The organism is Veillonella parvula (genome assembly GCF_032472435.1).
Classification (GTDB): Bacteria; Bacillota; Negativicutes; order Veillonellales; family Veillonellaceae; genus Veillonella; species Veillonella parvula_N.
On record NZ_JAWEGM010000004.1, the window covers coordinates 194,852 to 210,774 of the forward strand.

General features: G+C 36.1%; 17 protein-coding genes. 4 read left to right on the forward strand and 13 right to left on the reverse strand.

From position 1 onward, the window contains the following. Positions 1-344: 344 nt before the first annotated feature. A complete protein-coding gene (locus E7A03_RS07110; protein WP_077707746.1) occupies positions 345-1,700 on the forward strand; it encodes a class II fumarate hydratase in 1,356 nt (451 codons plus the stop codon). Between the two features lie 151 nt (positions 1,701-1,851). Here E7A03_RS07110 and E7A03_RS07115 read toward each other — a convergent pair whose 3' ends face one another. From E7A03_RS07115 to E7A03_RS07170, 12 genes are all read right to left on the reverse strand, one after another. Next, a complete protein-coding gene (locus tag E7A03_RS07115) occupies positions 1,852-2,331 on the reverse strand; it encodes a hypothetical protein (RefSeq protein ID WP_237301789.1) in 480 nt (159 codons plus the stop codon). Between the two features lie 172 nt (positions 2,332-2,503). Continuing rightward, the gene (locus E7A03_RS07120; protein WP_038150492.1) at positions 2,504-2,845 is read right to left on the reverse strand and encodes a hypothetical protein; all 342 of its coding nucleotides are present in this window, start codon (positions 2,843-2,845) and stop codon (positions 2,504-2,506) included. Between the two features lie 19 nt (positions 2,846-2,864). Then, positions 2,865-3,659 carry a hypothetical protein gene (locus E7A03_RS07125; RefSeq protein ID WP_004698307.1) on the reverse strand — a complete coding sequence of 265 codons (795 nt, stop codon included), beginning with the start codon at positions 3,657-3,659 and terminating at the stop codon, positions 2,865-2,867. 6 nt (positions 3,660-3,665) lie between these two features. Beyond that, positions 3,666-4,037 carry a hypothetical protein gene (locus E7A03_RS07130; RefSeq protein ID WP_004698225.1) on the reverse strand — a complete coding sequence of 124 codons (372 nt, stop codon included), beginning with the start codon at positions 4,035-4,037 and terminating at the stop codon, positions 3,666-3,668. Between the two features lie 114 nt (positions 4,038-4,151). Further along, the gene (locus E7A03_RS07135) at positions 4,152-4,493 is read right to left on the reverse strand and encodes a hypothetical protein (RefSeq protein WP_038150491.1); all 342 of its coding nucleotides are present in this window, start codon (positions 4,491-4,493) and stop codon (positions 4,152-4,154) included. 115 nt (positions 4,494-4,608) lie between these two features. Continuing rightward, complete coding sequence (locus E7A03_RS07140) at positions 4,609-5,442, reverse strand: hypothetical protein (protein WP_004698253.1); 834 nt, start codon at positions 5,440-5,442, stop codon at positions 4,609-4,611. Positions 5,443-5,485: 43 nt separating this feature from the next. Next, a complete protein-coding gene (locus E7A03_RS07145) occupies positions 5,486-5,737 on the reverse strand; it encodes a hypothetical protein (protein ID WP_004698184.1) in 252 nt (83 codons plus the stop codon). Between the two features lie 88 nt (positions 5,738-5,825). After that, complete coding sequence (locus E7A03_RS07150; protein ID WP_038150490.1) at positions 5,826-6,071, reverse strand: hypothetical protein; 246 nt, start codon at positions 6,069-6,071, stop codon at positions 5,826-5,828. 66 nt (positions 6,072-6,137) lie between these two features. Continuing rightward, on the reverse strand, positions 6,138-7,136 hold the full coding sequence (locus E7A03_RS07155; RefSeq protein WP_229039609.1) for a DUF805 domain-containing protein: 999 nt from the start codon (positions 7,134-7,136) through the stop codon (positions 6,138-6,140). Positions 7,137-7,955: 819 nt separating this feature from the next. Continuing rightward, complete coding sequence (locus E7A03_RS07160; RefSeq protein ID WP_316073915.1) at positions 7,956-9,137, reverse strand: metallophosphoesterase; 1,182 nt, start codon at positions 9,135-9,137, stop codon at positions 7,956-7,958. Between the two features lie 16 nt (positions 9,138-9,153). Beyond that, the gene (gene mutY / locus E7A03_RS07165; RefSeq protein WP_316073916.1) at positions 9,154-10,251 is read right to left on the reverse strand and encodes an A/G-specific adenine glycosylase; all 1,098 of its coding nucleotides are present in this window, start codon (positions 10,249-10,251) and stop codon (positions 9,154-9,156) included. A gap of 126 nt (positions 10,252-10,377) precedes the next feature. Beyond that, positions 10,378-10,899 (reverse strand): 8-oxo-dGTP diphosphatase, encoded by a 522-nt coding sequence (locus tag E7A03_RS07170; RefSeq protein WP_316073917.1) that lies wholly within the window; start codon positions 10,897-10,899, stop codon positions 10,378-10,380. A 117-nt stretch (positions 10,900-11,016) separates the two neighbouring features. Here E7A03_RS07170 and E7A03_RS07175 point away from each other — a divergent pair, with 117 nt between their 5' ends. The 3 genes from E7A03_RS07175 (at position 11,017) to E7A03_RS07185 (ending at position 12,941) form a co-directional block, all read left to right on the forward strand. Next, the gene (locus E7A03_RS07175; protein WP_316073918.1) at positions 11,017-11,790 is read left to right on the forward strand and encodes a DUF4931 domain-containing protein; all 774 of its coding nucleotides are present in this window, start codon (positions 11,017-11,019) and stop codon (positions 11,788-11,790) included. Between the two features lie 77 nt (positions 11,791-11,867). Beyond that, entirely contained in the window at positions 11,868-12,701 is an 834-nt protein-coding gene (locus E7A03_RS07180) for a metallophosphoesterase (RefSeq protein WP_119562612.1), read from the forward strand. Between the two features lie 9 nt (positions 12,702-12,710). Then, positions 12,711-12,941 (forward strand): hypothetical protein, encoded by a 231-nt coding sequence (locus E7A03_RS07185; RefSeq protein WP_004694858.1) that lies wholly within the window; start codon positions 12,711-12,713, stop codon positions 12,939-12,941. A gap of 134 nt (positions 12,942-13,075) precedes the next feature. Here the strand turns inward: E7A03_RS07185 and E7A03_RS07190 are convergent, their stop codons facing one another. After that, on the reverse strand, positions 13,076-15,574 hold the full coding sequence (locus E7A03_RS07190; protein WP_316073919.1) for an S-layer homology domain-containing protein: 2,499 nt from the start codon (positions 15,572-15,574) through the stop codon (positions 13,076-13,078). Between the last annotated feature and the right edge of the window lie 349 nt (positions 15,575-15,923).

Here is a 15,923-nt window from a genome sequence, read left to right on the forward strand (position 1 = left end):
GCAGGGCCGCTAAGTCGTTTTTGGAGGACCCCCACGCTAATATATACCTAATCGTTTACCCTAAAAATAGACCTTTCATTATTCACCAAATAAAATATTTAATTTATAATTTTTCTACATATAACGCATTATCAATCTTACATATAGATTGAAATCATAAAGGTATGGGGAGAAGGAAAGCGCAATATACATCCCCTTTCTTATATGCGCATTATGCATATACACCTATCAATTATATGAAAATAGAAATCATTCTCTTTTATTCTGTACAAATATACAGGATTTTATATAATTAAAGTACCGACAGTAGGGTCGGCATGTCTTTTAAGGAGGTTGTAAACATTATGGAAACAAGAATTGAATATGATTCAATGGGACCAGTCGAAGTCGACGCTAGACGAATTTACGGACCTCAAACGCAACGCTCGTTCAATAATTTTAAGATCGGTGACCACCGCATCCCTATTGAACAAATCAAGGCGCTTGCGCTTGTAAAAAAAGCATGTGCTTTAACCAATGCAAAGTGTGGCGCAGTAACTGAGGAAAAAGCGAAACTCATCGCTCAAGTAGTAGATGAGATCGTGGACGGAAAATGGGATGATGAATTTCCGTTAACCGTATTCCAAACAGGTTCCGGCACACAAACTAACATGAATGTGAACGAAGTCATCGCTCACCGAGCTAAACAGTTAGATGAATCCAATCCGCTTCATCCTAACGACGATGTAAACCGCGGTCAAAGTACAAACGATACATTCCCTACGGCAATGCATATCTGTGCATACTTTGAAATTACAAAACGCGTAATTCCTGCATTGGACGGCCTTATCGGATCCTTTGAAAAATTGCAAAAAAAAGGAAAAGGATTGCAAAAAGTTGGTCGTACCCACCTACAAGATGCTACTTTCATCATGGTAGACCAAGAAATTAGCGCCTTTGTGGACGGCCTAAAAACTGCCAAAACTATGCTCCTTCAAAATGCTGACCACCTACTCGACGTAGCACTCGGTGGTACTGCGGTCGGTACAGGTGTGAACACACCTAAGGGCTATCTAGACGTTATGGAAACTGTATTGCCAGAGGTAACAGGTGCTCCATTCCGTGTTAAGAATAACAAATTCCAAGGACTTGCTCTCAAAGATGCATTTATGATGGCTCACGGTGCACTTAACACATTAGCGACTACCCTATTTAAAATCGCCAACGACGTCCGTTTCTTAGGCTCTGGTCCTCGCTGTGGCTACGGCGAATGGCATCTTCCTGAAAACGAACCGGGCTCCTCCATCATGCCAGGCAAGGTAAATCCTACTCAATGTGAAGCTTTGACCATGGTATGCGCCCAAGTATTCGGCCACAATACAACTATGACGCTCTGTGCAGGCAGCGGTGCGTTCCAATTGAACGTGTATATGCCTATCATGATCTATGACTTTGTTGAAAGCTGTCGCCTCCTCGCAGATGCTATGAACTCTTTCACAACACATTGTATCGACGGCGTAGAATTTGTACCTGAAAAACTCAACTTCTTCGTAGAACAATCTCTCATGATTGCTACATCCTTAACACCATATATTGGCTACGACAAGAGCGCTAAGGTGGTAAAAGAAGCGTACAAACGCGGTTGCTCTATTAAAGAAATCATCTTGGAAGAAAAACTCATGACCGAAGACGAATTTGCCGAAGCAGTTCGCATGAAATAAAATCTCTCACCTCTATGACATATCTGTAACATCCTCTCATACCTCAAATGAACGGAAAATAAAAGGACGCTATAGTCTTGAAACCTTCAGTACTACTTATTACTGAAGATTAGACTATAGCGTTCTTTTGAGTTTTATAAGACTAAAAAAATTAGATTGTAATTTTTTGACCTAATAAAGCTTCTAACCCTTTGAAAACTTTAATAATATTAATATATCCTTCTTGAATAGCGTTTGCGTTATATGGAGATCTATAATCATTTGCTTTTGTATTTATTACCATATTTCTAAAAATTTCTTGGTCGTGTATAGAGAAATCATTAAATGATGTATAAATAACTAATGTGCTACCATAGGCTTTTTTCATATCAGCTATTGTATCATCAGCATAACTTAACTTTTCACCGTATCCTTTTTGATTATAAAAACTATCATTGGGTAGTTTCTCTATATAACCTATAAACGGAACATTTAATATTTTTGTGAACCCTCCAGCCCCATAAACATATATAAAAGGAAAATGTGTTTCATAAGAAAAGACATAACCTTCTATTCCTACTCTTTTCCAATTATCCCGTAATGCTATATTAAATTGATACGGCCATTCATATCGCCCTAAAGCCCAATTCATTGTGCCATCTAAATCAAAATTATAGAACCAACAAAAAGGAAATAAAATTAGAATAGTAATAAGAATATTTTTTAATATCCGCATGTCTAATACCAAATCCAGATTTCTCACGAATTCTAGATTACCACTTGCAAAAACTCACGCTAAACGAATCCAAGCAAAAGTATAATATTTAATAATAGGTTAAAACATATAAATATATGTATAAGGCTACTAGAAAAAGCCAAGAGTATAAGGCGCCTTTAAATAATTTTTGATGCTTTTGTGTTTCAACCGCATCATAATTTTCACTACGAGGTATATAATACATTCCGATTAAAGAAATCCCCATAACAACTGAAGACAAAAAGAATAATACAAATATCGAAACGACTTCATGGAGCAAACCTACCCCAAGCCATATAGACATACCTAACATTGCCACAATTCTGGCTAATGAAAGCTTACCTTCATGAGTAATTAATTTGTATACAAAAAATATTATTCCTATTATTATAATTAAGTCCTGAAGCATTACTTCTCTATATCCTTTTTTAAATTAGATTTGATTCTATCCTTATAATAATCCCCAAATGACGCTCCAGCAACACCAACAGCAAAAACCCTACAGGGCCCGCACTACCTCCTACAACTCCACCCCCTAATCCAGTAGCTACTGGAATCAAATTAGCTCCCCAAGCCTTTACTAGTTCACGCCCACTGTACATTTGGTAATCATTTTGCATATCGTTAAGTAAGAAACCTATTGAAACAGGCCCTCCAACTTTCGCTACAGTTCGAGTAATTTTTGATGCGTTCTCTGCATAATACACATATCCAACCCATGGTTGATTTGCTACTTCAGATAATACATTTTGAGCAACAGACTTGCCTAAGGCATCCTTAGTCCAAACAAATATAGACTTAGATTCAGATACAGGCATTACACTCACTTTATCAGATGTATCAACAAAAATGAATCTTTCATTATTGGATCCATTACTGTATTTGGCTCTAGCCAAAGTAGCCATTTCATCTAGTATGATTGTAGTACCTAATGATACATCTTTATTCATAAGAGTGACATGATAATTTATGCCTAGCTTATTGACTATCCTTGCTCCTAATCCTTTAACCCCTAGAAACATATCATCATCATAAAAATAACCTTCAGCTTTAATAGTATAAGTTCCATCTACATTTTTACTAAGAAAAGGATTCTCAGCTTCTTGAATATAACTTATAGTTACGCCATTTTCAAGTATTCTTATTAACTCTTCAACACTACCATTATTATCAAGGTTTCTAATAATTGCAATTCTTAAAGACTCTATCTGATGCTCACTCAATTGATTTCATTTAGTCCCATATTGTGCTTCAGCTGCACCTGTTACAGGAGAATAACCTAAAGTACCATTTACAGCAGCACCTAGTAATGCACTTAATGTTTGAGCTACATCAGGTTTTTCTTTTGCAATTTTTTGAATTTCTCCAATTAATGCTTCATTGGTAGCACCAGCATAAAAACCACTACCTGGTTTATTTCCTGCCATACGGGAAGATACTTCAGCGACTATGCCATGGGCTATCGCTTTTGCAACTTTACCTTCTTTAGAGGTTGGATTCAAATTATGTAATTGGCCAAAGGCTTCTTTTGCAAATAATTTAGATAATTCTTGACGTTCTTCAATTTTCTTGTTATCAAAGATTTCATCAAGCTTATTCAAGCTATCATTTGTATCTCGTTACAGTGTTTGAATATTAACGCTAGCGTCTCCCTTGTGGATTTATACACCTGATATTATATTGGTATTATACTTAGCTCAATAATAAGGATATAGCTAATAATAAATCAAAATATATAGAAAAATATATAAAGCTATCATAAATATCCAGGAGTATAAAGCCCCTCTATATAGCTTTTGATGCTTTTGAGTTTTATCCTCATCATAATTCTCACTACTTGGCACAAAATACATTCCTATCAAAGAAATCCCGATACATATTAGCCACCAAAATAGTAAAACAAATGGAGATATCAGTTTACTCAGCAATACTAATCCACAACCGACAATAATAGAAAACGTTGCAATAACTCTAGCCATACTAAGCTTACCTTCATGCGTAATAAGTTTGTATATGAGAAATATAATCCCCAATATTATAATCAGATCTTGATACATTACTTATCTACATCCTTCTTTAATCAGATTTAATTTTATCTGTAGCACACTCTCACTTGCCGCAACAGATGTAAAAGAACCGACATTTCTAGAAACGACTTTCTAAATATAAATCTTATAACAACACTACATGATTAGGCATCTTATCAAACGGCATTACATATTCTGAAAGACTTGTTAATTCGTCCAAATCATTACGACTTATTACATATAGATGAAGTCCATCATCTTTTTCAACTATATCAGCTCTCCCACCATACCATGGTCTTTTATATGATAATATCTTGCTTTTTATATCTCCATTGAGATTAAAAATCTGTAATTGATTCTCTGCAACAGCTAATCCATATTTATCAGTCACAGATATGTCATAATACGGAACAGAAATAGGGTTTTGAATCTGAATCTTTTTTAGATTATCTAATATCGTAATATTATTTGTATCCAAGCATACTAATTTTCCATTATGAAGAAAGGACTCTTTTATTTCACTTTCATAAACAAAATATGCAAATTTTTCATCATAGTCTGCTATTTCATCTATAATACGAACAGAATAATCAATCAATGACAAAGATACTACCCCTTTATTGGTACGCATTAAAATTATGTCATCACTAAATTTATATAATTGATAAAAATAGAATTCCTTAATATTATTAGGAATAGGTATTATCTTAACAAAATGTGCATCGATATCTACAAAGCATAAAGACGACTCTAACTTAAATACAATTCTATTTCTCACCACATCTGTGTAAATTGCTTCAATAAGTAATAATTGTTCGCCTATATAAATTCTATTAACTTCTCTCCACTCCAGGTCCAAAACAATTAAACCATTAAGTTTATCATTTATAATCATATAATTTGCACATCGCAAAGCAAAAATTATAACATTTTCTAAACTTGGACTTTTTATCTGCTTAATAGATTCTAATTCTATCATCTACATTCCTTCTATAGTTTCATTAGATTATAATTCAGACCCTTTACATTAAAAGCAATCCACACTCGCTCTGCTCTATAATATCTTTTAAACTCCTCCCATTTATTAATGGATTTTCTAATAATGGTAAAAAATCATTACATTCTACTAAAAGATCCTCATCTTTCCAGAGTTGCCATAACGTCCTATAAGTAACAACCCCATATGTGGAATCATTATAATATATTTCTAACTCTCTGTTACATTTCAAGCCTTCAAAAACTTCATCATATAAAGAAGCACCCGAATCACTCATTGATGTTTACTCCTTCCTAATTTTTCTAGTCAAACATACTTAGCCTTAAGATGCTGCCAATTACCTTATAAACACTGATATTAAAGGTTTAAAAAATGTACAAAGATTTTTCATCATATAACTCATTAGCAAAAATATCACTAATTGTGTGATCTTCTAAGCAAGGTATCATTAAAAAAGTGTCTAAATCTGGCTCTTTAATGACACATTCATCATTAATCCAAAACTCCCAAATAACACTATTTGGAGTTATAAAACACTCTAATCCTTTATATCTAAACTCAACCTCTTCGTTCATGTCTAGATAACATCTTATCTCTTCTAGTTTATTCATTTTCTCTCACTAATTCAGCTTTTTCATACCCCCTGCTACTAGATTCTCATAGCAGGAGAATATCAGTTATAAAGGATAATAAAAGATTGAGTTACTTTCCTGATCATATAATGCAGATGTTTTATTATATAGTAAATACAGCACATATATATTAACTAAAGGTACAAATAAGCAAATAAGCCAAAAAATACTACTATTGGTATCCATCAAGCGTCTACATATCATAGTAATTACAGTATATGTAAGATAAATGTATAAAGTATATCTTAGAATGGATGGCTCAATAGTATAAGTTACAACAAAATTATACATAATAAAAGCTAAAAACACATTAAACATATGCCACTGACGAACAGTACTGCGTCCATAAAACCATAAACTATCTATTAAAATACTTTTATAGATATCAATCCAAAAAGGGTAGGACTCCTGTCGACTATAATATAACTTTAAGGTCTTAATTTGCCCATCGGTTAAATCATTTCTATTGCCCCACCACACATCAATAACTTTATTATCAAAAATAATCCCATTAGTTTCAATAGTATTATGAGCAGACCATAATTTATCGATTCCAAATGCCCAAAATAGTATCAACCCCATCAGAAAAGGAAAGAACATCTCAGGTGTATCTACGCTCCATAGTACCTCATTCCCCAATATATAATCAGTAGTGCCTCTAAAGCTAAAATTAGAACTAGAAATAGTAATACTTTTACCCAAAAGTAAAACCATTACTAAAGAAATCATTATAATGACATTAAGCCAATTAAAAGAAGCCTTTTTATAATAATTCAACCGCATGTAATTTGTAATAAAAACAAAAAGAATATAAAGAGTATGCCCTACATAAAATAACATATTATAGTATTCTTGATTATATATTCTATCAAAAGGAAGAGAAAGCATGAAAATATTTGCTTCTATGCCCAAGAAAACTAAAATATTTATTGAAAGATAAGTTTGCACATTCATCGTAAGTGTTTTAAGATTTCTTACATATTGAATTAACGCTACTACTTCAATTTTAAACTTACTAAATTCATCAACTAAAAACTGTTTCATACTTTTAATTATCATATAGATACCAATAATGGTGAAAGTTTTTAGCAGTATTTTATATAATCCAATATAAAACAATCACCGAAAAAAGATAGATTCCAGAACTAATGGTAAATGAATGCACACAAATGCTACCCTCTTTTACGTCTTAAATAGTTATAAATATAGTTCCATACCACATAAAACAAAAGTATTATAACATATGCGATAACAAAGAAATAAAAATCTACTTCATCTTCAATCAACTCTGGATTTGTGACAAGACTATATGGAATACATATAAGTAAAAAAAGTACTAAGCCTCGCACAAAATAATTATAAAGTTTTAAAAACATATGCTTACTCCCAACATAAAACCTATATATTCATAACACAACCAAAATTTTTAATTCTAATATATCACACTTATTATATAAGTTCATATAATAAAAAGAGGTATTATATTTTCAAATACAATACCTCTTTTTGTTTGTACCCTATATTTTTCTAATATTCCACAAGGTTTATAGTCATTAATACAATCAAGAATATGATGAGAATAGCCTGTTTTGTATTTAACAGTTCATAGGTCTCGTTAAATGTATCATTCTTAAACGCCTGTATTAGCAGTATTTCTTGTTTACTAAGTTCCAGGTATAAATCTAAATGGCATCCAATTGCCACTAGTATTGCTATTTTGAGATATCTCTTATATATATCCGCTGTCATATCGTAGATTAGAGAGATATCAAATAGCATAAGCACAATAATACATATAAGGATTTTATAAATAAAGGATTTACTATACATTAATGTATACCTATAGTGAGTTTGTCTTTCAAACTAAGCTACTCCATCAAAGAATGTAATAACCGTAATTTCTCGTGGACAGTTGATACGAATTGGGAACCAGTGTCCTGTGCCGTTATTAACGTAGCATACGCTTTGTTCTTCTACATAGCGACCTTTTGTATATGGTGTGCCCGTTGGTACTAATGGTACGCCCATAAATACGATTTGACCTCCGTGGGTATGTCCAGATAGAGTCAACGGAATCTTTCGTTCAATAGATTCTTCGAAGAATTCAGGGTGATGAGCCAATAGGATAACAAAGGCATAGTCTGGAATTCCAGATAAAGCCTTATCAATCATAGCTTCACGCTTTTCTTTTTCCCGATCGTTATCGTACGCAACGCCCGCAATATATACAGGTTGTTTGCCCCCCATGATTTGAATATTACTATTCACAAGAATATTCATAGGTGTATTTCGTTTAAGTGAATCCAGCACCTTATTTACATCGTGATGATACTCGTGATTTCCCAAAATAAAGTCAACCCCATCTGGGATTTGTTTTGCAAAGGTTGTCAGTCTTTCACAGACTTGCGGCAACCATGCAAGCTTATCAATAAGGTCGCCAGTGATGACAACGCGATTAGGCTTTTGTAAAAGCGCTAGTTTTAGGATTTCATCAAAGTCATCTAAATCTATACTCGGTCCTATATGAATATCACTAAGTTGAACAATTTTATAGTTTTTCAAACCAGGTGGTAGGTTCGTGTAGCCAAAGCTTTCATGCGTTACTACTACCTCTTGTTGACCTGCAAAGGCAGCATAGCTAGAACCACCGATAGTAGCCAACGGCACTATAGTTGCAGCAGTTCTAAAGAAAGCACGACGACCTGTTCTATTTTCCTCTGGTGTTTTGCTCCAAATCTTATTAATTGTCCAATATAATAGACTAAGTATGATAAATACAGGAATCGCTAGGAATACACCAAAGAGGAATCCATAGCTTTCAGTACGGAACATATTCATCAAAGGATAGTACATCGTACCATATAAATCCACTTGATTGAGTATATAGTATCTGATAGCCGCGAACCACGCACCGATAATGATTACATAGCCCACCCAGGCAGGCCATTTCTTTTTAGGCTTCCACAAGTTGAGGAATAGAGCCCAAAATCCTACCAATCCTATTACGAGGATGACAGAAAAAATAATATTAAATAGAATTCTCATTCATTGCTCCTACAAATTACTTTGCGATTTCCGTCAGTTTACCATGAGGTCCCGCCCAAGCATAGTCGGAGAACTCATCGCGCTTGATGAGCATCCAATCCTTTGGCAATTGAGCCCGGATATCCGCAATCGATATATTATTAGCATCCCCTGTGTACGTTAAATCACCGCGAAATGCTTTCATAAACCATTTTCGGTGAGAGAAAATATGTGTTATTTCTTTTACTAATATTGGTTGCAAGGCTAGTTCAAAGCCTAGTTCCTTAACTAATGCCTCAAGGCCTCGTTCTCCATCATCAAAGGTAGATACCATTTCCACAGATGGGAATTCCCACATAGATCGTAAAAGTCCACGGTTCGGCCGTTTATGCAATAAATAATAGCCTTTATACTGCAAGATTCCCACGAATAAAGGCACCTCTACTACCTTTGTTTTCTTGATGCGCACAGGCAGTTTATCTGTATCCTTATGTTGGTATGCTTCACACATATTTACAATAGGACATTCGCCACAGCGGGGTGTCTTTGGAATACATACGGCAGACCCAAAGTCCATCAAGGCTTGGTTAAAGTCGCCAGGTCGATCGTGAGGTAAAGTCTCCTCTACGATAGCCGTAATAGCCTTTTTACCTTTAGTGCTCAAAATATCATCAAAGATGCGATACAACCGAGCATAGATGCGCAGTACATTGCCATCTACAGCCACCTCTGGTTCGTTGTACGCCATGGATAGCACAGCCCCTGCCGTATAAGAACCTACACCCTTCAAGGATTCCATGGTCTTACGGTCATGAGGCACGATACCGCCGTAATTTTCAACGACGTCCTTTACGCCAAGACGCAAGTTACGAGCACGACTATAATAACCAAGCCCTTGCCATGCGTGAACCACCTCATCTTCGGAGGCCTTTGCCAAATCCTCCAAGGTTGGAAATAGACGCATCCAGTTATCATAATAGGGTTTCATTGCCTCAATGCGGGTCTGCTGACTCATCACCTCGGATACCCAAATCTTATAAGGGTCCCCACAACCGCGCCACGGCAACTCCCGTTTATGTACATCATACCACGCCAATAGCTGTGGCACCCACTTTGGGTTCTTTTTATCAGTCATATTACCTCAATATATTATAAATTTAGGAGTCTAGTACCACTTTCACGGCTACATACTCCCTATTTTATACTCCAATACCCACCAGATAACGATTTTAACGTTAAATTGTAACAAATCGTACATTCATCATCCATTAATATACAGATCGATGCGCGCCAAGTGTTCGCTTTCAAGAACAGTATCAACAGTGGTCAAATCCATCTTATCCACCATATTATTATCTCGTCCAAACACAATAGGTCCTTTTAATTTCTTACCTTCTAACAACATCGGCAACCATCTGCGGTCACCATCCCACATATGTTCATAAGGAATTTGATTTGGTTCTAGCCAATGATGCTCCATTTCGTCTGTTTCCTCTACATCGCCTGTGAAAGCACGCAAGAAATACACATAACTCACGTGCGTTAAGCTTTCATCAAAAGGAAATTGAAAATCAAAAGCCGCGACACATTCTAAGTCTTCAAGATTTCCCTGAAGGCCAGATTCCTCATAGAGTTCGCGAATGGCACACTCTCGGAAGCTTTCACCATCATCAAGTTTACCACCGAAACCATTATATTTATTAGCCCCAAAACCACGCTTCTTACGCCCTAACAATATACGATTTTGTTCATCAATGGGAAATACGAGCGTCGTTGGTTTCATAGGGCCTCCTTAGTCACAAAAATAACACACTATTATTATACCATTATTTCATGTACGAATGTGCTAGTTGTGGTATGATTAAGAGTATAGAATTTCTTACAAGGGAGGAGGCACATGATGAACAAACCACTTAGATTTAATATCGAATTAGGACGGACAAAGCCCGTCAATATTCGCAATGAACAAGTGCGTTGTCCCTTCTGTGATCGTTCCAAATTAACGGATATTCTCGATACATCAGGCCATATTATATGGCTCATGAACAAGTATCCTGTATTAGAAAAAACTTGGCCTACCGTCATTATCGAAACGGAAACTGACGAAGGCGAATTTTCTACCTTACCTACAGACGAAGCCGCCCATATTCTCCAATTTGGTCTCGATAAATGGCGCGAAACTCGTCAGCGTAAAGAGTTCAAATCCGTACTGTTCTTCAAGAATCATGGCTATATGTCCGGTGGCTCTATTCGTCATCCTCACAGCCAAATCATAGGCCTTGAGAATTACGATTACCACAAAGATATTACGGCCCAAAATATGGAGGGTTGGCTCTTGCACGAGGATCAAGATGTACGCATCACCTTGTCTACCCATCCGATTATCGGGTTCTTTGAGTACAATATTCGCTTCAAACCAGATGCGCCGGTTCGTGCTGTAGCCCTTCGACTACAGCAAATTTTGCGCTATGTATTGCATAGTGTAGCAAACTTTAGCCAGTCCTATAATTACTTTGTATATAATCTTGCGGACGGCTATGATTACATCAAAGTAGTGGCGCGCTATGTAACGACGCCCCTCTATGTAGGATACAAAATACCACAAACTTGCGATGAGGGACGAGCTGCTAAAATCAAGCACGATATTACGCCTTATTTTCAAGCTACTAAATAGCTCTAACCATATACCGTACATAATTTGATATATAATTTTATATATGGTTTTAACCATACATATTTGAAAGGATTTTTATGAAAGTATTTGCCATCGGCGACCTCCATCTATCTGGCAATCCTCCCACGAAGCCGATGGATATTTTTGGTCCTCACTGGAATGATCACTGGGCCCGCATCAAAGAGCATTGGAATGCCAATGTAAGCGATGAAGACATCGTCTTTCTCGTAGGTGACATGAGCTGGGCCCTCCGCCTCGATGAAGCGGCCTGCGATTTACAAGAAATTGCATCTCTACCTGGTAAAAAATATATGATTCGCGGCAACCATGATTATTGGTGGGCATCAGCGAACAAGATGCATAATCTCATGGGCGACGCTATTACCTTTATACAAGGTCACGGCACCGCAGAACTCATCCAAACCGAAGAGGGTCCGCGCCTTATTGCATTCGGAGGAACGCGTGCCTACCTCTGTCCTGGAGACTCCCACTTCTCTCCGGAAACGGACCAATCCATTTATGATAGAGAAGTGATGCGTACTGAAGCGGCACTTCAAGAAATGGATAAAGCAATACATAAAGTACTTGAAGAACTCAGGACGGAAACAAAGGTCTGTATAACAGAATCATCCGGTTCTAAAAAGTCCTATTCACCAACACCTGATTCTATTATAGATATAGAGACTATTCCTGTAACAAAGTTATTGTTGCTACATTACCCTCCATTTAACGAATCCAACGCTCCTTCTGGATTTACGGACCTATTAGAACAATATAAAGTAGATATCTGCATCTTTGGCCACTTACACGATCAAATTTCTTTTAACCGAATTCCAAAGGAGTTTAGTACGACAAAACTAGAATTGGTATCTGCAGACTATCTAGACTTCAAGCTAAAGCAAATTATTTAAGGAGAGACCATGAGTCGCATTCACAAAGAACATTTACAAGCAGGCTATATCTTTGGTGACACCGTCAACCAAGAATATATATACTTGCCCTCTGGTGAGGTAGGCACGGAGCATCCGTTAGCTGTCCTAGAAACACCAACGAAGCGCGAAGATATTACATTGGACGAAGCCGTCCATATGATTGATACCCTAACGCTAAAACGTTGTAGCCATCCTACACTAGGTAAAAAATCATTTTAATAACGCAATCAATAATGCAATTAATTGAACAAAGGAGGCTGTTTATCACAGCCTCCTTTGTTTTTTCTTTAGTTTATACAAGAACTATTTTGTTGTCTTCCTTTTAGTTTAAAAGGTTAATTCATGACAAGTAATTACTTCGCATTACGCTCGATATGACTACCATAAACATCTCTGTAATCATTAGTTTGCTTATTGTCTTTATTGTTGACACGAAGTCGTTCTACCTTATGACGATCATTGTCTTTACCAGAGATTCGATCCACACGAATGCGATCCAAGTCACGAAGACGAGCCAATTCAGGATTAAATTCGTTAATCGCACGCCCCATTTTACCATCAATTGGAGCACCCAATTGTAAAGCACGGTAAATGATCGCAGCATACTCATAACGAGTCATCGTACGATCGCCTTTAAATTCGCCATCAGGATAACCTTCAACAAGACCTTTATCAGCCAAGTCTTTTACATATTCATAAGCCCAATGATTAGCCGGTACATCAGGGAAGTTCACATCTTTCTTGTCATACTGAGGTGCCATTCCCATGGATGCCTTCATTTGTTGAATCTCTACATTTTGGGCTTTTACAATGGCCTTTAAGTCCTGAACCTCTTTAGCCAAAGCTACTCTAGAAGTAGATACACCATTTTTTTGACCTAATTTCAAAGAAACGCCGGCATTGACCATGTTTTCACCGTTACCCATGGATCCAGCTACGCTGAACATAGTGTCTTCATTTGGTCTGTAGAAAGCACCTAATGCCATCGCATTTTCACCGGCATAGTTACCGTAACCAGCCGCAAAATTCCATTTATCATCAGGATCAAAATCCAATGGATGAATAGCCGCTAATGCAGCCGCACCAGCACCAACTTTTCCTATTTTGCTATTTAATAGGTTCACACCATTACTAATACCGCTAGTAGCTTGATACAATTGGCTACCGTTAACGGCATCTTTAGATGTAGCGGATACTTCACCATCGGCTACATTAGTGATTTTATTGCCACCATTATTTAGACCTTTATTGTCCAAAGAAACATTACCAAATTTAACTTTATCTACAGATACTTTGTAATCAGTACCACCAGCAGCATTTGTGCTTGTAGTTACAGTTACATTATTACCTGCAGAAATGCTAGTATGTTTTTTAGCTTCTTTTAATGCTTCTGTGGCTAAAGTCTTATTATATTCAATACGACGTTCATGACTTTCGATACGCTCACTATGATTTTCAATTCGAGCATCATGATTATCAACACGATTATCTAAATAATCTAAACGCTTATCTTGATTGTCAATACGTTTTTCTTGATTATTCATACGTTCAGTTTGATTTTTTAATTGAATGTCATGATTTTGAATTTGATCTTCATGACGAAGTAAATCAGCATCTTGACGAAGATTTTCTTTAGTTAAACGAGTAATTTGATTATCATGATTTACAATTAATTTATTATGTTTTTCTAATTCTTGACTATGTCCATTTAAAATATCTTCATGTTTTTGTAAGACATCTGTATGATCTTTTAATTTTCGTTCATTGTCGGCAATTTTTTCTTTATTTTTATCGATTTCATTAATATTATTTTGAATTAATGTATTGTGATTATTAAGAATTCCGCCCACTGTATTTGCTACTGCATATAATTGACTACCATTTATAGCATCCGTGCTATCAGAAGATACTTTCCCAGATGCTACATTAATCACCTGACGTTCTTTACCAGATGCACCAACACTCGTAACGCCGTTACTAGCTGACCCTACCCCAGCAAAGCCGGAATAGTTAATACCATTTATATTAGCTTGTGTTTCTGTTGTGGCAGCTCTATCGGTAGATGCATTGCCTAAGAGAACACTATTTCCTTGTGTTGACGTCACATTACTGCCCAGTACATATGTATTTGCTTGCGCTACGTTATTTCTAACCCCAAAAGCGCCAGAATCAATGCCAGAGACAGAATTACTGCTACCAATTCCAACTCCACCACGTGCAGTAATCGTATTACCTGAACCTAGTGCAACAGCATTTGCAGCACCAGCATTAGCATTATTACCTACAGCAGTTGCACTCTCTTCAGCTTTTGCATTATATCCAACGGCTACTGAACGATTTCCCTTTGCTCTAGCATCATTACCATATGCTGAAGAGAAATTACCAGATGCCTCAGCATTAAAGCCAGTAGCGGTACTTGAAATACCACTAGCCTTTGTACTATTGCCAACCGCTGTAGAAGCTTCAGCAGATGCTTTAGCGGATGAACCAAAGGCATTTGAATTACGCCCTGAAGAAACTGATCCATGGCCTATTGCAGTAGCATTTTCACCTTCTGCTCGTGCACTCCGACCAATAGCATTAGTATTATTAGCAGTTGCCTGTGCACTTCGTCCGATAGCTAGTGAAGTCTCACCAGATGCGGTAGAAGACTGTCCTACAGCAGTTGAATATGAACCGGATACCGTATTTCTGAAACCTACTGCTAAACTATGGTCACTGGTAACCGTATTTTCATCACCAAAGTGACGTGAATACTCTGTCGGATTTCCTTGTGCTTCTACATGTAATACAGTTCCCGTACCTAACGCAAGTAGTATTGCCAATGATAATGCAACTTGTTTGCTTTTCATCGTTTACTATTCCTCCCTACATCTAAAATTATAAATACAACGGATAATATATTATCATTTATAATATATATTCAACAAAACTCAGCATAAAATATGTCCATTATTAAATAATGTATTATCATTATCCTTAACTATTATTGTACTTTAAATATTAAATGAAGTAAACGAATTTTTTAACAAAATAGATAAAATTATCAATTTTATCGATAAATAAAAATTCTATCAAATTCATCATACTATAAATTAATAGCATAATAACAATATAAGGAGATAAGATTTATCTTATCTCCTTATATTGGCTATATTAACTATATTCATTATACTAGCTATACTAATTATTCTAGTTATA